Source organism: Sporomusaceae bacterium, from assembly GCA_031460455.1.
In the GTDB taxonomy this organism is placed as follows: Bacteria; Bacillota; Negativicutes; order Sporomusales; family UBA7701; genus Anaeroselena.
This window is the reverse complement of sequence record JAVKTQ010000001.1, coordinates 781,822-804,178: the sequence shown is the minus strand read 5'-3', so window position 1 is coordinate 804,178 and position 22,357 is coordinate 781,822. Positions and strand designations below refer to the sequence as shown.

20 protein-coding genes are annotated in these 22,357 nt (G+C 60.5%); 19 read left to right on the top strand and 1 reads right to left on the bottom strand.

Annotation, left to right across the window (positions count from 1 at the left end; all coding sequences use genetic code 11):
- The first annotated feature begins 123 nt into the window (after nt 1-123).
- The 15 genes from aroC (at nt 124) to RIN56_04135 (ending at nt 18,138) form a co-directional block, all read left to right on the top strand.
- Entirely contained in the window at nt 124-1,284 is a 1,161-nt protein-coding gene (gene aroC / locus RIN56_04205) for a chorismate synthase (protein ID MDR7865995.1), read from the top strand.
- The gene (locus RIN56_04200; protein ID MDR7865994.1) at nt 1,281-1,808 is read left to right on the top strand and encodes a shikimate kinase; all 528 of its coding nucleotides are present in this window, start codon (nt 1,281-1,283) and stop codon (nt 1,806-1,808) included. Before aroC ends, RIN56_04200 begins: the two co-directional genes overlap by 4 nt.
- Complete coding sequence (aroB, locus tag RIN56_04195) at nt 1,795-2,877, top strand: 3-dehydroquinate synthase (protein ID MDR7865993.1); 1,083 nt, start codon at nt 1,795-1,797, stop codon at nt 2,875-2,877. Before RIN56_04200 ends, aroB begins: the two co-directional genes overlap by 14 nt.
- 105 nt (nt 2,878-2,982) lie before the next feature.
- Nucleotides 2,983-4,377: a TldD/PmbA family protein gene (locus tag RIN56_04190; GenBank protein ID MDR7865992.1), complete on the top strand. Its 1,395-nt coding sequence runs from the start codon at nt 2,983-2,985 to the stop codon at nt 4,375-4,377.
- A gap of 333 nt (nt 4,378-4,710) precedes the next feature.
- The gene (locus RIN56_04185) at nt 4,711-5,838 is read left to right on the top strand and encodes an efflux RND transporter periplasmic adaptor subunit (protein MDR7865991.1); all 1,128 of its coding nucleotides are present in this window, start codon (nt 4,711-4,713) and stop codon (nt 5,836-5,838) included.
- A 6-nt stretch (nt 5,839-5,844) separates the two neighbouring features.
- Nucleotides 5,845-9,018 (top strand): efflux RND transporter permease subunit, encoded by a 3,174-nt coding sequence (locus RIN56_04180; protein MDR7865990.1) that lies wholly within the window; start codon nt 5,845-5,847, stop codon nt 9,016-9,018.
- A 424-nt stretch (nt 9,019-9,442) separates the two neighbouring features.
- Nucleotides 9,443-9,625, top strand: a complete 183-nt coding sequence (locus tag RIN56_04175) for a 4Fe-4S binding protein (GenBank protein MDR7865989.1) — start codon at nt 9,443-9,445, stop codon at nt 9,623-9,625.
- A gap of 28 nt (nt 9,626-9,653) precedes the next feature.
- Complete coding sequence (dsrA, locus tag RIN56_04170; protein ID MDR7865988.1) at nt 9,654-10,841, top strand: dissimilatory-type sulfite reductase subunit alpha; 1,188 nt, start codon at nt 9,654-9,656, stop codon at nt 10,839-10,841.
- A complete protein-coding gene (dsrB, locus tag RIN56_04165; GenBank protein ID MDR7865987.1) occupies nt 10,834-11,892 on the top strand; it encodes a dissimilatory-type sulfite reductase subunit beta in 1,059 nt (352 codons plus the stop codon). The genes dsrA and dsrB overlap by 8 nt, the downstream gene beginning before the upstream one ends.
- 156 nt (nt 11,893-12,048) lie before the next feature.
- On the top strand, nt 12,049-12,855 hold the full coding sequence (locus RIN56_04160) for a respiratory nitrate reductase subunit gamma (GenBank protein MDR7865986.1): 807 nt from the start codon (nt 12,049-12,051) through the stop codon (nt 12,853-12,855).
- Nucleotides 12,852-14,186 carry a (Fe-S)-binding protein gene (locus RIN56_04155; GenBank protein ID MDR7865985.1) on the top strand — a complete coding sequence of 445 codons (1,335 nt, stop codon included), beginning with the start codon at nt 12,852-12,854 and terminating at the stop codon, nt 14,184-14,186. Before RIN56_04160 ends, RIN56_04155 begins: the two co-directional genes overlap by 4 nt.
- 41 nt (nt 14,187-14,227) lie before the next feature.
- Nucleotides 14,228-14,545 (top strand): TusE/DsrC/DsvC family sulfur relay protein, encoded by a 318-nt coding sequence (locus RIN56_04150; protein MDR7865984.1) that lies wholly within the window; start codon nt 14,228-14,230, stop codon nt 14,543-14,545.
- Between the two features lie 261 nt (nt 14,546-14,806).
- A complete protein-coding gene (locus RIN56_04145) occupies nt 14,807-16,150 on the top strand; it encodes a putative sulfate exporter family transporter (GenBank protein MDR7865983.1) in 1,344 nt (447 codons plus the stop codon).
- Nucleotides 16,151-16,244: 94 nt separating this feature from the next.
- Nucleotides 16,245-16,595, top strand: a complete 351-nt coding sequence (locus tag RIN56_04140) for a hypothetical protein (GenBank protein ID MDR7865982.1) — start codon at nt 16,245-16,247, stop codon at nt 16,593-16,595.
- Between the two features lie 154 nt (nt 16,596-16,749).
- Complete coding sequence (locus RIN56_04135) at nt 16,750-18,138, top strand: cobyrinate a,c-diamide synthase (GenBank protein MDR7865981.1); 1,389 nt, start codon at nt 16,750-16,752, stop codon at nt 18,136-18,138.
- Here the strand turns inward: RIN56_04135 and RIN56_04130 are convergent.
- Nucleotides 18,135-18,419, bottom strand: coding sequence for a CC/Se motif family (seleno)protein (locus RIN56_04130; GenBank protein MDR7865980.1), 285 nt, complete (start codon nt 18,417-18,419; stop codon nt 18,135-18,137). The genes RIN56_04135 and RIN56_04130 overlap by 4 nt on opposite strands.
- A 486-nt stretch (nt 18,420-18,905) precedes the next feature.
- On the opposite strand from RIN56_04130, the gene RIN56_04125 reads away from it, so the two are divergent.
- From RIN56_04125 to larB, 4 genes are all read left to right on the top strand, one after another.
- Nucleotides 18,906-19,961, top strand: coding sequence for an HD-GYP domain-containing protein (locus RIN56_04125; GenBank protein ID MDR7865979.1), 1,056 nt, complete (start codon nt 18,906-18,908; stop codon nt 19,959-19,961).
- A 205-nt stretch (nt 19,962-20,166) separates the two neighbouring features.
- Nucleotides 20,167-20,646 (top strand): hypothetical protein, encoded by a 480-nt coding sequence (locus tag RIN56_04120; GenBank protein ID MDR7865978.1) that lies wholly within the window; start codon nt 20,167-20,169, stop codon nt 20,644-20,646.
- A 133-nt stretch (nt 20,647-20,779) separates the two neighbouring features.
- Complete coding sequence (gene larE, locus RIN56_04115) at nt 20,780-21,601, top strand: ATP-dependent sacrificial sulfur transferase LarE (GenBank protein ID MDR7865977.1); 822 nt, start codon at nt 20,780-20,782, stop codon at nt 21,599-21,601.
- Nucleotide 21,602: 1 nt separating this feature from the next.
- Nucleotides 21,603-22,355, top strand: coding sequence for a nickel pincer cofactor biosynthesis protein LarB (gene larB / locus RIN56_04110; protein ID MDR7865976.1), 753 nt, complete (start codon nt 21,603-21,605; stop codon nt 22,353-22,355).
- Nucleotides 22,356-22,357 lie beyond the last annotated feature (2 nt).

Genomic DNA, 22,357 nt, shown 5'->3' with positions numbered 1-22,357 from the left:
TTTACGACCAAGGCGATTGCCTTGGTTTTTTGCTGTCTGCCAGGCAGGATATGGCTATTCCTGTTTCGAAATACTACAGTTATAATTTTTTTCTTTACTTTCATCTACTGGGAGGGCTGACTGATGTTCCGTTTCCTGACCGCCGGCGAATCCCACGGGCCGTGCCTGACGGCCGTCATCGAAGGCCTGCCCGCCGGCCTGCCCGTGGACCTGGCCGCCGTGAACCGCGACCTGGCCCGCCGCCAGCAGGGCTACGGCCGGGGCGGCCGCATGCGCATCGAAAAGGATGAGGCCGAGGTGCTGTCCGGCCTGCGCTTCGGGCGCACCCTGGGCAGCCCGCTGACGCTGGCCATAAAGAACCGCGATTGGGCCAACTGGCAGGAACGGATGTCGCCATCCGGCCCGGCGGCGGGGGAGGCGGTCACCGCGCCGCGGCCCGGCCACGCCGACCTGGCGGGTATACAAAAATACGGCCATGACGATATCCGCAACATCCTCGAACGGGCCAGCGCCCGGGAAACGGCGGCCCGCGTCGCCGTGGGCGCCGTCGCCCGTCAGCTCCTGACGGCCCTCGGCGTCACCGTGGCCGCCCACGTCGTCGCCGTCGGCGGCGTGTCCGCAGCCCGCCGCGCATACGCGGCGGGCGATATCGGTACCCTTACCGCGGACTCGCCGCTCTTCTGCGCCGACAAGACGGCCGAAGCGGCGATGATGGCGGCCGTCGACGCGGCCAAGACGCGCGGCGACACCCTTGGCGGCGTATTCGAGGTCGTGGTGTCCGGACTGCCGCCCGGCCTGGGCAGCCATGTACAGTGGGACCGCCGCCTCGACGCGGCGCTCGCCGCGGCCCTGATGTCGATTCCGGCCGTCAAGGGCGTCGAGATAGGGGAGGGGTTCGCCAACGCCGCCCTGCCCGGCAGCCAGGCCCACGACGAGATTTTTTACGACCCCGCCCGCGGTTACTTCCGTAAGACCAACCGGGCCGGAGGCGTGGAAGGCGGCATCTCGACCGGCGAAGACCTTGTGGTCCGGGCGGTGATGAAACCCATCCCGACCCTCATGGCGCCGCTGGCGTCGGTGGACATCGCCACCAAGGCGGCCACCCGCGCCAACACCGAGCGCAGCGACGTCTGCGCCGTGCCTGCCGCCGCGGTGGTGGGCGAAGCGGTTGTGGCCATCGTCCTTGCCGGGGCGGTGCTGGAGAAATTCGGCGGCGACCACCTCGGCGACCTGCTCGCTGCGGTGGAGCAATACCGTCGGCGCCTGGACGGCGGACCGCGATGAAGAACATCGTGCTCATCGGCTTCATGGGGACGGGCAAGAGCTGCACCGGCCGGCTGCTGGCCGGCCGTCTCGGCCGCCCTTTCATCGACGTCGACCGCAAGATTGAACAGGAAAGCGGCCTCGCCATCGGCGAAATCTTCGCCAAGCACGGCGAGGCATACTTCAGAGCCAGGGAAAAGGACGTGATCGCCCGCGTTGCCCGCCACCGGAAAGCCGTTATCGCCACCGGCGGCGGCGTCGTGCTCGATGCGGAAAACATGCAGAGGCTGCGCTCCGGCGGCGTGATAATTTGCCTGACCGCTTCCGTCCAGACCATCCTGGAGCGAACGGGACGGAGGAATACCCGCCCGCTCCTCGCCCGGCCCGATCGCGAGGAGATCGTCGCCCGGATGCTGGCCGAGCGGGCTCCCCTGTACGCCCAGGCCGCTTTCATCCTCGACACGAGCAACATCCCGCCCCGGATGGCGGCGGAGAAAATCATCGCCTTTCTCAGGCAGGAGGGGCATATCTATGGCCGAAGTTAACGTCAGCCTGACCGGCGGCGGGTACGCCATCCATATCGTCCCCGGCGGGCTCGACCTGCTGGGCGACCTTGTCCGCCGCCTCAAACTGGGCGACCGCGCCCTGGCGGTGACGGACGCCAATGTCGCCGATCTTTACGGCGACCGCGCCCTGGCCGCCCTCCGGCGGGCGGGTATGCGCGCCGACCTGGCGGTAATACCGCCGGGGGAGGAATCGAAATCGTTGGCCGTAGCGGAGGGCCTCTACAGCAAGGCGATCGACGGCGGGCTTGACCGCAAATCGCCGATTATCGCCGTCGGCGGCGGAGTCGTGGGCGACCTGGCCGGGTTTGTGGCCGCCACCTACCTTAGAGGCGTGCCCTTCATCCAGGTGCCGACCACCCTTCTAGCGCAGGTCGATTCCAGCGTCGGCGGCAAGGTGGCTGTCAACCATCCCGCCGGCAAGAACCTCATCGGCGCTTTCTATCAGCCGCGCCTGGTGGTAGCCGACACCGCCGTGCTGGCGACCCTGCCGGCCCGCGAACTGGCCTCCGGTCTGGCGGAAGTCGTCAAATACGGCGTCATCGCCGACGCCGCCTTCTTTGCCTGGCTGGACGCCAACAGCGAGGCCATCCTGGCGCGCGAGGCCGGGGTTATCGGCGAGATTGTCCGCCGCTCCTGCGAGATCAAGGCTGCGGTCGTCGAACAGGACGAGAAGGAAAGTCATCTCAGAATGATCCTCAATTTCGGCCACACCATCGGCCACGCTGTCGAAGCGGCCACCGGCTTCGCCCGCTACACCCACGGCGAGGGCGTGGCCATCGGCATGTACGGCGCCGCCCGCCTGAGCAACATCCTCGGCCGTTGCGGGCCGGAGACGGTCGAGAACATTGCCGCCCTCCTCCGGCGCCTCGGTTTGCCGACGGCCGCCCGCGGCTGCCGCGGGGAAGACCTTGCGGCCTATCTGGCCAGAGACAAGAAAAGCGTCGACGGAGCCGTCAACTGGGTGCTGCCCGACGAAATCGGCCGCGTCGCCATCAGCGCCGAAGTGCCGGAGGGTGCGGTCCGCCAGGTGTTGGCGGAAATAACGTAACCGGCTGTCCCTGTAGCCCATCTGCGTAAAAAGTCCGCCAATACGAATACTAGCTCTACGACAACGCGCCGCCTCACGGCCGGCGCGCAGCATGGGGGAGATATAATGCTAGACCGGAGGGTGTTCAGCGACGTTTTGGCCACCGCCTTGCGGCGCGGCGGCGATTTTGCCGACATATTCGTGGAAAACCGGGCCACTACTATGGTGTCCTGCGAAGAGAACAGGATCGAGCGCGTCAAGACAGGCGCCGACTGCGGCGCCGGCGTGCGCGTCATCTCGGGCGACACCACTGCGTACGCCTACACAAATAAGATCACCGCCGACGAGCTCATCAAAGTGGCCGACGTAGCCAGCCGCGCCGCCAAGGTGTCGGCGCGCGACGTCAGCATCGACCTCAAGGCGGTCAGGCCGACGGTCGACCTGGACATCGCCGTCATGCCCGACTCGGTTCCCGTCGACGACAAAGTGGCGGTGGTGTCCGCCGCCGATGCGGCGGCCCGGGAGGTCGACGAGCGGATTAAACAGGTGATAGTGGTATACGGGGACGTTATCCAGGACGTGACCATCGCCAACTCGCTTGGTCGGCTGGTTGAGGACCGCCGGGTGCGGACCCGGCTGTCGGTGAACGCCGTCGCCGCCGATGGCGGACAGATCCAGACCGGGTTCGAAGCCATCGGCGGCACGCAGGGCTTCGAACTGGCGAGACGCGACGCTTGCGAAGCTGTGGCCCGCGAGGCTGCCCGCCGGGCGGTCTCCTCGCTCGAGGCTAAACCCGCTCCCGCCGGCAGGATGCCGGTCGTCATGGCCGGCGTTGCCGGCGGCACCATGGTCCACGAAGCCTGCGGCCATGGTCTGGAAGCCGATCTTGTCCAGAAAGGCCTGTCGGTCTACGCCGGCCGCCGGGGAGAACAGGTGGCCGCCCGCGGCATCACCGTGGTTGACGACGGCACCTTGCCGCACCGTTACGGTACGCTGCGCTTCGACGACGAAGGTTTCCCCGCCCAGAAGACCGTCCTGATCGCCGACGGCGTACTCAAAGGCTTCATGTACGACTACCTGACAGCCGGGCGCGACAAGGTCGACACCACCGGCAACGGGCGGCGCGAATCTTTCGAGCACAAGCCCATCCCCCGCATGCGTAACACCTATATCGCCGCCGGCAAGGAAGACCCGGCCGTCGTCATCGGTTCGGTCAAGAACGGCCTGCTGGTCAAGAAGATGGGCGGCGGCCAGGTCAATACCGTCAACGGCGACTTTGTCTTCGACGTCGCCGAGGGTTACCTCATCAGGGACGGGAAAGTGGCCCACGCCGTACGGGGTGCGACCCTCGCCGGCAACGGACCGGAAGTGCTCCGCCAGATCGACATGGTGGGCAGCGATTTCGGCTTCTCCATCGGCACCTGCGGCAAAGATGGCCAAGGGGCGCCGGTATCGGACGCGCAGCCGACGATACGCATTCCCGAGATCGTCGTCGGCGGCACCGACCACTCCGGCCGTTGATAAGCGAAACTTGGCTCGGGCTTTGGCCCGAGCCTTAGTTGAGCTATCCGCGCCCAGAGGCGCGGGAAAGCATCCATCCGCTTCGTTGTTCCTCGGACGGACGCTCGTCGTACATCCCGCAGTACTGCCTTCGCGTCCGTCCTCCGGTACGCCTTGCATCTGGACGCTTCTGAACGGCCTTTTACTGTCGCCCATTACTTTTAGAGCGGCTTTGGACAAAGCCGCTCTAATCTTTACAAATATTCTGGACTGACCGGTCACTTGTCGGCAGGAGAGTACCGGGCGGGGGCGAATATTATCAAGTGAATTTTCACGGCTGGGGGAGAGAAAACAGTGGCCACTGACAAAAAGAGACTCATCAGGATCGTTGCGGTTGTCGCAATTGTGTTCACAGCAATTATTGCCTTCCGCATTTATACCAACCTTGCTGCGAACAAGGAGCGGGCGGGGCGTGTGACCCAGGGGCGCGCCGTGGCTGTGGTCGTAAGTGCGGTCGGCCGTCACGACATCCAGCCGGTGTTGAGTTTTTCCGCGAACTTGGAGCCGTCCTGGACGGCCGACCTGTCGCCGAAGGTCGATGGCCGGCTTGCCGTGCTGTATGCCGACGAAGGCGACAAGGTGAAGGCGGGGACGGTAGTTGCTACGCTGGATACCGACGAACTGGCGCCGCTGGTCAGCACGGCCGAAGGCACCGTATACGAAAAACGGGCCAACCTTGAACAGGCCGAACTCGACCTGAAACGGGCAATCCCTCTGGCCCAGCAGGGAGCCATCTCCGCCCAGGCCCTCGATACGGCCAGGATCAAACGCGATCTGGCCATCGGCCAGCTCAGGGCCGCCGAAGGCGCATTGACTCAGCTCAGGGCCAGGCTTGGCAACGCCAATATCGTCGCCCCGCGGGACGGCGTCATCACAAAACGCTACCTGCAGGCGGGCTATTACGCCAAAACGGGGTCGCCGGTCGTCAGCCTGGCTGACACAAGCTCGATGCTTGTCAAGGCTTCCGTCGGCGAAGCGGAAATCAGCCAGCTGAAAATCGGTTCGTCCGCCACCGTCAGGGTGACGGCTCTCGGCAACCGAGAGATCGGCGGCAAGGTGACCCGACTTACCCCGGCGGCGTCGCTGCCTATCCGCACATTTACCGCCGAGGTTACCGTGCCAAACGCCGAGGGAGTGCTGTTAGCCGGTATGTTCGCCAGGGTCGAAGTCGCCGGCGATGTGCGAAGAAATGTAGTCGCCGTGCCGGAGAGCGCACTGGTGCTGAGGGAAGATCAGAAAGCCGTCTATGCTGTTTTGGACGATAACAAGGTTCAGCTCAGGATCCTCAAGCTGGGCTATGTCGGCGGCGGCTGGGCCGAGGTGCTCGACGGCCTGAAAGAAGGCGAGCAGATAGTAACGGGAGGACAGAACAAACTCAGGGACGGGGCGACTATCGAGCGGGCCGGTGGGAAAGGAGAATAAACGCTGATGGGTATCTTTACCTTTATCAAGCGGCCTGTTTTTACGACGATGGTTGTCATGCTACTCGTCGTCTTCGGGCTAAACGCCTATCCCAGGCTGGGCATCGACCTCTACCCCGATGTCGACTTCCCGATCGTCACCGTAACGGTAACCTGGACCGGCACATCGCCGGAGGAAATGGAGACCCTCGTAACCAAGCCGATCGAAGACGCCGTCAGTTCGGTGTCGAATATAAAGACCTTGTCATCGGTGACATTAGAAGGTTTTTCGCAGACCACGCTTGAATTCACCTTCGGCACCGACGCCAAAATGATGGCCAACGACGTGCGCGAAAAAGTGGCCGGCATCAGACGAAGACTGCCGGACCAGATCGACGAACCGGCGGTGCAGCGTTACGACATCACCGCTCAGGCCATCATGTATTATGCACTCGCTTCCGATACCCGCCCCCGTGGCGAGATCCGCAAGATCGCCTGGGATATCATCAAGGATGAGCTGCAGCGTCTGGACGACGTCGCCGACGTCAGCGTCTTCGGGGCCCAGGCGCGGGAAATCCACGTATATGTCGACCCCCGCAAGCTGGAAGCTTACAATATCGGCTTCCGGCAGATTTTCGACGTGCTCGACGCCCAGAACATCGATACCCCCGGCGGCCGCCTGCGGGAGAAGGGCACGGAGATAACCATCCGGACCCTTGGGCAGTATAAATCGGTCGACGACGTCAAGAATATCGTCGTCGCCAACCAGGGCCTGCAGACGGTCAGGATCGGCGACATCGCCACCGTCGAGGACGGCTGGGAGGAAGAACGCAACTACGCCCGCACGGGCGGCACGCCCAGCGTTATGATCGCCGTCCAGAAGCAGTCGGGCACCAATACCGTCGCCGTCGCCGACCGGGTTCGCGCCCGGATGGATTTCCTGCAGAAGAACGTTCTGCCGTCCGATATCAAGGTCCTCGTCGCCCGCGACAGTACCCGCTATATCCGCGAAAACGTCCATGACGTCACCATGTCGCTGGTGTTCGGCGGCCTGCTGGCTGTCCTCATCACCTTCCTGTTCCTGCAGAACGCCCGGGCGACCATCATCGGCGCCATCGCCATCCCTACCTCGATAATCGCCACCTTCTTCCTTATGAAATCAATGGGCTTCACCCTTAACAACATGTCCCTCATGGGGCTCAGCCTCGCTGTCGGCATCCTCATCGACGACGCCATCGTCGTCATCGAGAACATCTACCGGCACCTTGAGCATGGTCAGTCGCCCCTCGAGGCGGCCCGCGACGGCACAATCGAGATATCCCTCGCCGTGCTGGCCACCACCTTCTGTATCCTGGCAGTTTTCGTGCCGGTCGGCAATATGGGCGAGATCATCGGCCAGTTCTTCAAACAATTCGGTCTCACGGTCGCGTTTGCCGTCGCCTTTTCGCTGTTCGTGGCCTTTACCCTTACCCCGATGCTCTCTGCCTACTGGCTGAAAATAACGCCTATGGACCGGGCGGCCCTGCACGGGCCCGTCAAATGGGTGCAAAAGGTGCTGGATGTCTGGGAGGGCTGGTTCCTTCGGTTCCGCGATCTTTACCAGCAAACCCTGCGTTGGGCTCTGCAGCGGCCGAAAAAGCTGGTCGCCGTGGCTATCCTGTCGCTGTTCATCAACGTTTTACTTGTTCCGTTGCTAGGCTTTGAGTTTTCCCCGACGTACGATTCGGGGGAATTCAACATCGCCATGGAGGCGCCGGCCGGAACCTCCATCGAAAAGATGAAGGAGCTTGTCGCGCCCATCGAAAAGGAAGTGCTCGCCATTCCCGGCCTGGAAACAGCCTTTATCAACATCGGCTCGGCGCGAAACCCGGTGTACAAAGGCTTTATCGGCGTGCGGCTTGTGCCTTCCGATCAGCGCGATAAGTCGATGATGCAGATAATGGACGAACTTAGGGTCAAGTTCCGCAAAGTACAGGGACTCAAAGTGGCGGTAAACAACGCATCCGGCGTTGGTCGCGGCGACCCGCGCCCCATCCAGATCGCCTTCCGCGGGCCCGACCTTGAAGTGCTGCGGTCGCTCGGCGGCCAACTGGCCGACGAACTCCGCAAAATCCCCGGCACCACCGACGTCGACGTCTCCAGCGCCCAGTCCGAGCCGCAGGTACAGATCCGCCTCGACCCGGCCCGTATGGGTCAACTCGGCGTGGATGCCACCGCCATCGGCAATGTCATCCAGATCGCTTTCCAGGGAGTCGTGCAGAAAAACCAGTTTAGTGTCGCCGACAAAGCTTACAACATCCGGGTCCAGATGCCGGAGCAGCACCGTCGGAGCATCGACGACGTGGCCAACCTCCGCGTCAGCAGCAAAAACGGCACCTTTGTCCGTCTTGGCGATATCGCCGAGGTCAAGTTCAGCGCCGGTCCCACGCAGATCGACCGCGAAGGCAGGCAGCGGCAGCTTATCGTTTACGGCAACGCTGTTGGCATATCCACCGGCGAAGTAATAGCCAAAGCCATGAACAACATCATTCCCAACATGAACCTGCCCTTCGGCTATACCTATCGCCTGGTGGGTCAGGCCCAGACGATGAAGGATTCTTACGCTGAAATAGGCAAAGCCCTTGCGCTCGGCATCGTGCTCATCTACATGGTGCTGGCCGCGCAATTTGAAAGCTTTGTCCACCCGCTGACCATCATGCTGTCCTTGCCTTTCTCGCTCGTCGGGGCGGTGCTTGGACTGCTGCTGGGCGCCAAGACCATCAACATCATGTCGATGATCGGCCTCATAATGCTGATGGGCCTGGTCACAAAAAACGCCATCCTCCTTGTCGACTACACAAACCAGCTAAGGGCAAAAGACATGACCATCAAGGAGGCGCTTATCGAGGCGGGTACGGTCAGGCTTCGCCCCATCCTCATGACCACATTCGCCATGATCCTCGGCATGCTGCCGGTCGCCCTCGGCTGGGGCGCCGGCGCCGAACTCCGTTCTTCGATGGGCGTAGTGCTTGTCGGCGGCCTCATCACCTCGACCTTCCTCACCCTGATTATCGTCCCGCTCGTTTATCTCCTTGTCGACACCTTCCAAAGCTGGTGGCGGAACAACACCTTCGAGCAAAAACTCGCCGCCTTCATTGATGCCTGCGAGTACCCCTTCCGCTGGGTGGCCGGCAAAGTCCGCACCCGCACACCGTCCCGATGAGCGAAAACGGCCCGAACATCATGTTCGGGCCGTTTCTTTTGCGGCAGCGTAGCACAAGTTGGAATAATGGTACTGGATTCCATTTAATCCACATAATAGTGTATTGTATCGGCTGCCTATAATTACCGGGGCAGGAGAGCGGCGCCGCCGGAGGAGAATGCCGGCCGGCCCCAGAACAGTATTCTAAACAGTAGGCGATAATGATCATAAACAAACTATTATACCCGGCAAAGCAAAAGTGATGTGCTGAGCGGCTTGTCGTTATCGCAAAATTCTGCTACGCTTAAAATGTAAAAAACATCACGTACTTTTTTTCCCGTAGTATCAGGAGCAAAAAGTGAGCATTAGTTGATCCTGATGCCTCATTTTTTTGTGTGGGTCGGCAGCCTCGATGCGGACATGTTCTGTGAGGGAGGTGATACTGTTGTTCATAGTTACGATTGATCAGGACAAGTGTGTTGGCTGTAGCGAATGTGTCGCCACTTGCCCGGCCAAGATCCTGTCGCTGGTCGACGGCAAAGCCGAAGTGACCGGCGAAGAATGTATGGGTTGCCAAAGCTGCATGATGATTTGCCCGACCGAGGCCATCGTCGTCCAGGAGTATTAAAGGCCCTAAAAATGCGGAGGTGAAGAGTATGGCTCAATCCAAGACCCCATTGTTGGATGATCTCGAAAAAGGCGCGTGGCCCAGTTTCGTAACCGAAATGAAGAAAGCCGCCGCCACGAAAGCCAATTCCCAAGACCTGCTCGATCAGCTGGAACTGTCCTATAAGGACAAAACCGGCTACTGGAAACACGGCGGCATCGTCGGTGTTAAAGGTTACGGCGGCGGCGTCATCGGCCGTTATTCCGCCAAGCCCGAGCAATTCCCCAACGTCAAGGAATTCCACACCGTCCGCGTCAACATGGTACCCGGCTTCTTCTACACCACCAAAGCCCTGCGCGGCCTCTGCGAGACCTGGGATAAATTCGGCAGCGGCCTGACCAACATGCACGGCTCTACCGGCGACCTTGTCCTCCTGGGCACCACCACCGAGAATCTGCAACCCTGCTTCGACGAACTGAGCGAAAAGGGCTGGGACCTCGGCGGCTCCGGCGGCGGTCTCCGCACTCCGAGCGGCTGCGTCGGCATGGCCCGTTGCGAATTCGCCTGCATGGACAGCATGGACTTCATTCAGGAAGTCACCCGTCACTTCCAGGATGCCATCCATCGTCCGGCCTGGCCGTATAAGTTCAAGATCAAATGTTCGGCCTGCGCCAACGACTGCGCAGCCGCCACCGCCCGTTCCGACTTCGCTGTTATCGGCACCTGGCGCGACACCCTCAAGATCGACCAGAAAGCCGTCAGCGAGTACGCCAAAGGCGGTTTCGACATCCAGCAGCTCGTCGTCGGCAAGTGCCCGACCAAAGCCCTCGAATTCAACGGCACCGAGCTTAAATTCGACGCCGAAAACTGCGTCCGCTGCATGAACTGTATCGACATGATGCCCAAAGCCATCAAGCCGGGCAAGGACCGCGGCGCCGCCATCCTCATCGGCGGCAAGGCTCCTGTCGTCAAGTCCGCCTTCATCGGCTGGGTGCTCGTACCGTTTATGAAAGTCGACGCCCCCTACACCGAGATTTTCGACCTCATCAGCAGGATCACCGAATACTTCGACGAGCACGCCAAGGCCCGCGAGCGTATCGGCGAACTCATCTACCGCATCGGCATGGGCAACTTCCTCAAGGGCATCGGCCTGACGCCCCAGCCGCAGATGGTTTCCGCACCGCGCGCCAACCCATACATCTTCTGGCAGGATGAGGAGGTAGTGAAGCATGGCTAAAACCGATTTCGGCCCTCCCGATTATAGGACGATGATCCCGCCGGTCATCGCCAACAACTACGGGAAATGGTCTTACCACGAAATTCCCCAGCCCGGCGTCCTCAAGCACGTCAGCGAAACCGGCGACATTCTCTACTCGGTCCGCATCGCGTCGGCCCGCCTCATCAGCACCGAGTGGATCAAAGAACTGTGCGACATCGCCGAAAAGTACTGCGGCGGCTATCTCCGCTTCACCACCCGCCACAACGTAGAATTCCTCGTCTCCGACGAGAAGCAGCTCCAGCCCCTGCTCGCCGACCTGAAAGGCCGCGGTTATCTCGTGGGCGGCACCGGCAACGCCATCTCCAACGTCGTTCACACCCAGGGCTGGATTCACTGCCACACCCCGGCAACCGACGCCTCCGGTCTGGTCAAGGCCATGATGGACGAACTCCACGGCTACTTCACCACCATGAAGCTCCCCGCCCGCGTTCGCCTGGCCGTAGCCTGCTGCGTAAACATGTGCGGCGCCTGCCACTGCTCGGACATCGCCATCGTCGGCATCCACCGCACCATTCCCCGCATCAACCACGAAGGCGTCGCCAAGGCCTGCGAGATCCCCTCGGTCATCGGCGCCTGCCCGACCGGCGCTATCCGCCCCAACCCCAAACTCAAGAGCGTCGAAGTCATTAAAGAAAAATGCATGTTCTGCGGCAACTGCTACACCATGTGCCCGTCCATGGAAATTCAGGACCCTGCCAACGACGGCGTCTCCATCTGGGTAGGCGGCAAGGTGTCCAACGCCCGCACCGCCCCGAAATTCTCCCGCCTCGCCATCCCGTTCCTGCCCAATAACCCGCCCCGTTGGCCGGAAGTTACCGACGCCGTCAAGCATCTGGTTGAAGTGTACGCCAAGAATGCCCGCGCCGGCGAACGGATGGGCGAATGGATCGACCGCATCGGCTGGGAGCGCTTCTTCAAACTCACCGACATCCCCTTCACCGAAAAACACATCGACGACTTCACCTTTGCACCGACCACCTTCCGTTCCACCAGCCAGTTCCGACTCTAAAAACGCGCGGCGAGGCTGTCTAGAAAACTCCAGATGCAAGGCGCACCGGAAGAGCGCGCCGCGACGCGTACACGAACGTACGCTAGCAAGCGCTCTGAGGAGCAACGCCGCAGATGGACTTTCTAGCCAGCCTCAAGCCCCGCTGGAGGTTAAAGTATGCTCTACTTCGTCGGACAGGTGCTCCCCTACATCGCGGGCGCTATCTTCCTGATCGGCGTAACCTACCGGGTGGCGGGCTGGCTGAAAGTGCCCGTTCCCTTCCAACTTACCCTCTTCCCGGCGCCCACCGGCGGTGCTGGCCGCGTCGCGGCCGTGGGAACTGAATTGCTTCTCTTCAAGAGTCTCTACAAAAACGACAAAAACCTCTGGCTGTGGGCCTGGATCCTTCACGTTTCGCTGGCAATGGTCATTGGCGGTCATATTGTCGGGATCTACTTCCTAATGAACCAGTTCACCCTCATCGGGCTTTCGTCCTCAGCCAGCCAGGCCCTGTCCGCCTTCCTCGGCACCGTTTCCGGGATAGCCCTTCTGGTGGCCCTCATCGTTCTCTTTTATCGGCGTCTCGCCAATCCCGAAGTCAAAAAACTTTCCGACCCGGCCGACTATATTGACCTCTTGTTCGTGCTTGTCGTCGCCCTCACCGGCAACCATATGCGTCTGCCTGGCGTACATGTAGACCTGCCGGCCGTCAAGGCGTTTATGGGCAACCTGCTGACTTTCAGCCCCACGCCCATCCCTGACGACCCCATCTTTATCGCCCACTTCACCGCCGTAATGCTCTTCATGATCTACTTCCCCTTCTCCAAGATGCTTCATTTTGCCGGCTTCCTTGTCAACCGGGCCATGCTCGTGGAAGCCGCGCCGGTATATCCCACGCCGGCCGGCACGCCGCTTCGCTCCCCCTTTGCGGGCGCCAAGGCCCCGGTTGCCGACTCCGGCCAAGCCAAGGGGGTGCAGGCATGAAAATTCCTTTGCATATGGCCAAGGAAAAAGATCTTCAGTCGGCCGGCCTGAGAGCCGTACCGGAAGGAGAACAACAGCAGGCGCTGCTGAAAGGTATCGATGAATACCGCCAATGGGCCAGATCGCTCATGGTCATGCTCGAAACCTGCACAAAATGCGGCGCGTGCGCCAATGCCTGCCACAGCTATCTGGGCACCGGCGACTTCAACAACATCCCCGCCGCCCGGGCCGACCTCTTCCGCAAAATCTACAAACGCTACTTCACCTGGACGGGCAAGACCATCGGCCGCTACATCGGCGCCGAAGACTACGACGCCGAGACACTCGCCAAGTGGGTAACCTACTTCTACCAGTGCAACGAATGCCGGCGCTGTGCCGTCTACTGCCCCTTCGGCATCGACACCGCCGAGATCACCATCGCCGCTCGCAGCATCATGACGGCAATCGGCGTCGTGCCCCGCTTCATGACCGGCGTCGCGGCCAACATGATCAAGACCGGCAACAACATGGGCATCCCCAAGCCGGCCATCATCGATTGCTGCGAGTTCATGGAAGACGAGATGAAGGAAGAGACGGGCCTCGAGATCAAGATAACTGTCGATAAACCCGACTCCGACATCCTTTACATCCCTTCCTCCGCGGACTTCTTCTCCAATGTCGACACCATGATCGGCGTGGCCAAGTTCTTCCACGCCATCGGCGCCAACTGGACCGTTCCCTCCACCGTCCTCGAAGCGGCCAACTTCGGCCTCCTCTTCAGCAACGAAGCCATGAAGGAACAGAACCAACGGATGCGCGACGCCGCCAAAATGGTTGGCGCCAAGCTCGTCGTCCAGGGCGAATGCGGCCACGGCTGGCGCGCCGCCAAGATGTACACCGAAGGCTCAAATGGTCCCGCTCCCTTTGGCATCGTCCATATCCTCGACTACGCTTACCAGCACCTGGGCAAACTCAAATTCGAAAAGCTGCCCTGGCGCGTAACCCTCCACGACCCCTGCAACTATGCCCGGGCCGGCGACATCATCGAGCAGCCGCGGGAAATCCTCAAAGCCTGTGTGACCGAATTCGTCGAAATGACGCCCAACCGCGAGCGCAACTTCTGCTGCGGCGGCGGCTCCGGCATCCTCATGGACGAGATGATGGACATCCGCATGCAACTGGGCAAGAAAAAGGCCGAACAGGTCAAGGAACTTCTGCCCCTCGATTATTTCGCCACCCCGTGCTCCATCTGCAAGGCCCAACTGCCTCACGTGATGAAACACTACGGTATGGAAGATCTCAAGATGGGCGGCGTCATGGACGTTGTCGGCAAGGCTATCGTCCTGGCATAAATCGAACCAAACGACTCATATAATCATAAGGAGGTAGAATCATGTCTAACATTGACGTAAAAGGCAAACAAGTCGAAGTTGATGAAGACGGTTTCCTGGTAGATCCCGACGTTTGGAATCAGGACATCGTCGAGGTTTTCGCCAAACTCGAAGACGTAACCGAACTGACCGAAGACCACTGGAAGGTTATCAACTACCTGCGCGACTACTACAAACAGTTCGGTATCGCGCCGATGATCCGCAAGCTCTGCAAGGACACCGGCTTCAGCCTCAAGCAGATTTACGACATGTTCCCGTCGGGCCCGGCCAAGGGCGCCTGCAAACTGGCCGGCCTGCCCAAACCGACCGGCTGCGTTTAAAAAATCAACAGTTTCCACGCCGCCTGTGGCTCACCACAGGTGGCGTGGCCTTTTCCCGGCAATTTATAACACTTATTTATACCACCATCAAAAATTTTTATCCGCGCTCGTTAGGGGATTCACAAGGTTGCCGGCGAAGAGATATAAGGTAAGATTGTTGCGGCATAAGCGGTTAAATGGGGGTGATTGGTCGGAAATAGACGAAATTTTCAGTACCACCCTATGATTCCGTAGGATTTATTCTAAAGGAGGAATATTTTCATGGCAGGTGCTCCTCAATCAGCCCTTCCCTGGTACGAGCGGGAAGATACCTGGGCAATCATCATCGGTTTGGGTCTTACATTCCTTATCTCCGTCGCTTTCTTCATCGGCGCTGCCGGTTTCTTCAAGACGATGGCCGTTGGTGTATCCACCTGGACGGACGCAGGCAAGATGTTCGCTTCGCTGCCCGCGAAAGTACCTGGATTTCTCTACCTGTTCGTCTTCTTTCTCGTAGCTTTCTCCATCGCCGCCAAGACGATGAAGATCAACCTCAACCACTACATCCCCGGTTTTATTGTTCTGTTCCTTATCTCCGTGGCTATCACCGCCCTCGGCGCCAACAAAACCCTGAAATACTGGCAGCTTGAGACCCCGCTGCTGGCCCTGCTGTTTGGCATGATCGTCAGTAACACCATGACGCTGCCCAAGTGGTTCCAGTCGGCCCTCAAGACCGAGTTCTACGTCAAAACCGGTATCGTCCTCATGGGCGCAACCCTGCCGTTCACCATCATCATGCAGGCTGGCCCCATGGCGATGGCGCAGGCCACCATCGTGGCGGCCGTCACCTTCTTCAGCATCTTCTTCGCCGCCACCAAGCTGTTCGGCCTCGACCCGCGCTTCGGCGCCTGCCTCGGCGCCGGCGGCTCGATCTGCGGCGTGTCCGGCTCGATCGCCATCGGCGGCGCCTGCCGTGCCGAGAAAGAGCACGTATCGGTCGCAATTTCCCTCGTTATCGTCTGGGCAGTCGTCATGGTCATCCTGCTGCCCATCTGGTGTAAAGCCCTCGGCATGGCCCCCGGGCCGGCCGGCGCCTGGATAGGCACCTCCGAGTTTGCTGACGCCGCCGGCTTCGCCGCCGCCGCCGCCATGGGCGACGAGCGCGCCATCAAGACCTTCACCCTCATGAAGGTCGTCGGCCGCGATATGTTCGTCGGCATCTGGGCCCTCCTGGTCGCCTGGCTGTCCGTCACCGTTTGGGAGAAGAAGGAAGGCAACGGCAACGGCTCCGAGCGCGTCGACATCGGCGAGATCTGGCGCCGCTTCCCCAAATTCGTCATCGGCTTCTTCATCGCCTCCATCTTCACCACCATCCTCATCGCTTCCGTCGCCCCCAAAGTTGGCTCCGCGTACTCCAAGGACGCTCTTGGCCCGATCAAGACGCTCCGCGGCTGGACCTTCACCTGGACCTTCCTGTCGATCGGCTTCACCACTCGCTTCCGCGAGCTGACCTCCACCGGCTGGAAGCCCTTCGCAGCCTTCACCATCGGCGTACTCATCAACGTGCCGCTGGGCTACTGGCTGTCGAACGTGGTGTTCCTCGACTACTGGCTGAGCGTCAAGTAACATCAACTGCAAAAAGGCCCGGCAAATGCTTGCCGGGCCTTTTACGTAGTAGCCGAACCGCCTTTATGGTATACTTTTAAACGGAGGCGATAACATGAGCGAAACCTACAGGCCGGTGGTTAACCACCTAACCCGCATCATCCTCAAACTCATCGAAGAGCCGGTGCCCTACGACCTTGTGGCGCCATCGGAACAGAATCCTCCCACGGCGGCTGGTGTCCGCAACTTCGGCGAACGTCTTGCGCGGCGCACCGCAAGGGTGGCGGCGATGATGGACGCCCTTGCGGCCCGCGGCTTCACCTTCAAATTAGAGAAAGACCGCGTCTTCGCCGACTCCACCGAGATGGAGGCCCAGGATGCGAAGAGATACCTATTGACGCAAGGCTTCGAAGACACCGAGTTTCAGGTGCTGCTGGAATACGCCCGCAAATGGGACACGCTCTAGTACCGGCGGTTTAGAAGACTCATCTGCGGCGTTGCTCCTCGGCTGTCATCCTCAGCGTACGTTCGTGTACGCTTCCGGTGCCAGCCTCCGGTGCGCCTTGCATATGAGCCTTTTAATTCCGCCTTAGCTTTTGGAAGTAGGAGGGTAAAAACCCATGCCCCAAACCTGGAACGTCCCCCGCGTGGTCATCGGCGCCCCGCACGGCCACTCCGGCAAGACGACCATCAGCATCGGCCTGGTGGGTGCCCTTCGCGAACAGGGCTACGCCGTCCAGCCGTTCAAAAAAGGTCCCGATTACATCGATCCCAGCTGGCTCGGCTACGCCGCCGGCCGGCCCTGCCGCAACCTCGACTGTTACTGGATGGACGACGACCAGATTAGGACCACTCTCCGTCGAGGAGCGGAAGGGGCCGATATAGCCCTCATCGAGGGCGCCATGGGCCTGTTTGACGGTGTCGACCTCAAGGGCACCGGCAGCACCGCCCAGATTGCCCGTATCACCAAGTCGCCCGTCATCCTCGTCGTCGACGTTACCCGCACCACCCGCAGCATCGCGCCCCTGGTGCTTGGCTTTATGAACTTCGAGACTGACGTGACCATCGCCGGCGTCATATTCAACAAAGTTGCCAGACCGCGCCACGAAAGCATGCTCAGGGCCGCCATCAAAGAATACTGCGGCATCCCCGTGCTGGGAGCGGTACCCAAGAACGCTTACAGCGTCTTCCCCGAGCGCCACCTTGGCCTTGTCCCGGTCGCCGAGCACGCCGCGGTGAGCGAAGCGGTCGCCGGCAACGTCGCGGTCGCCGCCCGCCACCTCGACCTGGCAGGCATCGTCGCCGTCGCTTCCCAGGCGCCGCCTCTTGCGGTCGCCGCTGCCGGCATGGATGCCCGGCCGCAGGTCGCGGCCAGGATCGGCGTTATCCACGACCAGTCCTTCACCTTCTACTACCCGGAAAATATAGAAGCCCTGGCTGCCGCCGGGGCTGAGCTCGTATACATCAACAGTATGGCCGACACTGCGCTGCCGGCGATCGACGGCCTTTACATCGGCGGCGGTTTCCCCGAGGTCTTCGGCGAAGCCATCGCCGCCAATGCCGGTCTCCGCCGGGCTATCGCCCGCGCGGCCGAGGCGGGGCTGCCCATCTACGCCGAATGCGGCGGTCTCATGTACCTGGGCCGCGAAATCGTCTGGGAGGGGCGCGCCTATCCGATGTGCGGCGTGCTGCCGTTCTCCGTCGTCGTCGAGAAAGGGCCCCAGGGGCACGGCTACACAATGATGCGCAGTCTGGAAGGCAACCCGTTCTTCGCCGCCGGGGCCGAGGTAAAAGGCCACGAATTCCATCACTCGCGCCTCACCGCCGCCGACCCGGGTCTCAACTACACATATGAGGTCGTCCGCGGGCATGGCATTGACGGCTGCCGCGACGGCATCCTCTATAAGAACACCTTCGCCACCTACAACCATATTCACGCCGTCGCCAACCCGGAGTGGGCGCCCAGATTCGTGGCCCTGGCCGCGAACTGGAGGAAGGCCGGCGCTTAGGCCAAATGCCAGCCCGATATCGTCAGATTCTTGAACCCGAAGTAGCTGTGCAGCACTATCCGCAAAGGCTGATCAGGCAGCTCGTACGGCACAAAAACGGTTACCCCGTCGATAGAGCGCTGCTCATAGTACTCGCGGTCATACGGCGGTTCGCCGAAACGCACGGCGGGGCAATCCCGCATATGGATGCAGCAGGTCCCGACAGCCGGCGGAATGTCGAGATAGATGGGCTTGTTCTGTTCGCGGATATAAGCGGCGGCGTCGGAGTTGATTGTCAGCATGGGCGGTCCTCCATTTACATTCGGCTTACCTGGAAAGCGGATTACCGGAGTATAATTCGCGGCCGGCGTTCCTTTTCCCTTCCCCATATATTATGTACACTATTGGGCGCGACTGGCGGCGGTGACCGGCTACATAACGAGAAACGGCATCAAGCAGCTTCCTTTTTCTGTGAAATGCCTGGTTTGGTTGCCGGAAGGGAAGGAGGATGCACAGAAATACAACATCTTGGAAAAGCCGGCGACGGAGCTGGCTCGTTTTTTTCACCATATAAAATTATGGTAAATTTTTATCGATTTTTCCAATAATCAAGCAGGAATCACTTATGTCATGTCGAAATTTAGTTAGCAATCAAAGAATTGACAATTTTATATTATGCAGACAGTGGAATGCGATGATGTGTAAAAAACTATGTGGTCACTTATTTTACACTGAGCTAGTAGTGAACCCCCCCGGACTGTGAAGGTTTGGCGGGGTTCTTTTAATTTGTGCGAACGGAGGTGACGGCTATTAAGCAGATACCGCTCGTCCAAGCCACCGGCAGCATGATTCTGGCCGCCGACGTCATCAACGGCCACGACCAGGTTCTCGTCACGGCCGGCACGCCGCTCCGCAAGGATATCGTCGCCCTGCTCGGCAAGCACGGCGTCAATACTATTCGTGTTAAAGCTACCGAATCGCCCAACAAGGAGCTTTCCGCCGTCCCGAACCTCATCAGCGCAGCCACAAGGCTCAGCATGATCCAGGCCATGCAGAGCGCCTTTCGCAACCGGGGAGGCATCGCCGCCCACCTTCCGCACCTGCGGGAGTGCATCCACAAAGTCATCGAGGAACTGTCGGGACATTGCAACCTCTTGCTATATCTGTCCGATATCAGACAGAAAAGCGACTACCTTTACGGGCACTGCGTCGATGTCGGCGTATTTGCCGTCGCCTTCGGCATGGCTATGGGGCTCTCCCGCGACGAGATATACATCCTCGGTATCGGCGGGCTGCTCCACGACTACGGCAAGAACTGCATCCCCAACGGAATCCTCGAAAAGAACGGCCCCCTGACCCCGGACGAGTTCGAACAGGTCAAGAAACACACCGCGTTCGGCTATAACGTCCTGCGGGCCGAGACCAAGGTCGACTGCCGCATCGCTCTGATGGCCCTCCAGCATCATGAGCGCCCGGACGGGCGAGGCTATCCATGGGGTATCGGCGGGGACAAAATCCATCCCCTCGCCAGCATCGTCGCCGTCGCCGACGTCTACGACGCACTTGTCACCGACCGGGTCTACCGGCCCCGCATCCCCGCCCACGAAGCCATCAGCATCATCAACGCCGGTGCGGGCACCCAGTTCGACAGCCGGGTCGTTGACGCCGTCAATAAGATTGTCGTCCCCTATTATATCGGCAGCGCGGTGAAATTCAACAACGGCTCTGCCGGGGCGGTACTCAGGATAAACAGCCAGGAGCCGGCCCGGCCGGTTGTCTGGACGCGGGAAGGCATCGTCAATCTCCTTCACGAACGAACCCTGCAGATTGTTGCTGTGGTATAGCAGCCGCCGGAGGACAAAAGCCCCGGCGGTTTTTGCATTTGCCGTCCGTTGAAAATGCATTAATATACATAGCCCAGCTAAGGCAGGACAAGAACGGCAAATTTTTTGCGCCGGCCGCCGGCAAGCTGTCCGAAATCGTAAACATAACGCGTAACAATGAATAGGATATAGTGACCGACTACGCTTCAGTGGAGGTGGTACTAGAGTGGAATTGCAGGATTTCCACCTCGCGCCCTGCCAGGGGGCCGAATTCAGCGATGTGCTGTCGCTGATCCAGTTGCAGAACTCCTATATTAATAAAATATACAAACTGATCTATCTTTTGAACAATGACCTGGCAGTGGCCACCAGCAGCGAGTTTCAGGAATTCAGTGTCCACTTCAATACTTTCGCCCAGCGCCAGGCAAGCAGCGAAGGCTTCGGCCAGGCCATCGACGCCGTTAAGGTATATCATTACGTGCTGCTCGAAAAACTCCTAGACAGCCAGGTTCTGGCAGCCGCCGAACAACTCGAGATGGCCGCCGGACACCTTGATTTGATTGCCCGCAACCCCAAGCTAAGAATCAACCCGCAGGTGCTGCTTCTCAATCAGAGCATCAGCCTGCTGGAGGAAAACCAGCTCAAAATAATGGAAAATCTCGAAGCCCTGTTGATCGGATCCCGCCAGAAGCATCTGCAGAACTGACAACGGCCACAAATGGGCTTGAGACATTAGGCGGGATATGGTAGAATATAGCTCGAAAGCGTGTCATGAAGACATAGAATTCCGCACTGGAATAGCTATGTCTTTTTTATTGGCACTGGCAGGAGGTATTTTAGTGACAACCGAGGAAAAAGTAAGCCTGCTGGAAGAAATGCTCGGCCGTCTGGGAAGCGTGGCGGTTGCCTTTTCCGGCGGCGTCGACAGCACATTCCTGGCGGCGGCGGCTAAAAGAGCGCTGGGCGGGAAGGTGATCCTCGTAACAGCCCGGTCGGCCACCTCTTCGGCCGCAGAGCTAAACGACGCTGCCGCCTTCGCGAACGCTCTCGGCATCAGGCACAGCTGGCTGGACAGCGCCGAATTGTCCGACCAGGCCTTTACCGCCAACGACCGCGAGCGCTGTTATTACTGCAAAAAAAGCCGCTTCGCCGCCTTGGCGGCGTGGGCGAAGGACAACGGTATCGCCTGGGTGGCCGAGGGAACGAACGCCGACGACAGCGGCGACTATCGTCCGGGCATGAAAGCCGTCGCCGAACTGCCCGCGGTCGTCAGCCCGCTGCTCGACGCAGGGCTCACGAAAGACGAAATCCGGGCCGTGTCCCGCCTCTGGGGGCTGCCTACCTGGGACAAGCCCAGCGCCGCCTGCCTCGTCTCCCGCCTTGCCTACGGCCTGCCGGTAACAGAGGAGCGGCTCCGCCAGGTGGAAGCGGCCGAACTCGCCGTGCGGCGCCTGGTCGACGGTCAGGTGCGGGTCCGCCACCACGGCGATCTGGCTCGCATAGAAGTCGCCTCCGCGGCCTTCGCCGTCCTGGCCGCCCCCGACAATGCCGCCGCCGTCACCGCGGCCATCAAGGCCCTTGGCTTTACCTTCGTGGCCCTCGACCTTGCCGGCTATCGCACCGGAAGCATGAACGAAACGCTTAACCTTGATGAGGTGTAACATGGACAACAAAACGGTCGCAGCCATACTCGCCGATTTTCGGGACGGCCGGCTTTCGATGGAGGCAGCCCTCGAAAAGTTTAAAGACCTCCCTTACGAAGATCTCGACTTCGTGAAAATTGACCACCACCGCATGCTTCGTCAGGGCTTCCCGGAAGTTGTCTTCGCCCAGGGCAAGACACCCGGTCAGGTCGCCGCCATCGTCGAGCGCCTGGCGCAGGTCAACGGCAACGTCATCGCCAGCCGGGCCACCCCCGAAATGTACGAGGCGACCCGCGCCCTTGTGCCTGCCGCCTGCTACCACGAGCTCGCCCGCATGATCGTTGTCCGCCAGGAGGAAGTCGTCGTCGACGAGGACCGGGTTATACTCGTCATGACCGCCGGCACCAGCGACATCCCCGTCGCCGAGGAAGCGGCCCTCACCGCCGAGATAATGGGCAACAAAGTTACCCGCGTATTCGACGTCGGTGTAGCCGGCATCCACAGGCTGCTTGCCCAGCGCCAGACCATCGAGAAGGCCAACGTCATAATCGTCGTCGCCGGCATGGAGGGAGCGCTGGCCAGCGTAGTCGGCGGCATGGTCGCCAAGCCGGTCATCGCCGTGCCTACCAGTGTCGGCTACGGCGCCAACTTCGGCGGCATCGCCGCCCTCCTCGCCATGCTCAACAGCTGCGCCGCCGGCGTGGCCGTCGTCAATATCGACAACGGCTTCGGCGCCGGACGACTCGCCAGTATCATCAACAAAATGAGGTGACA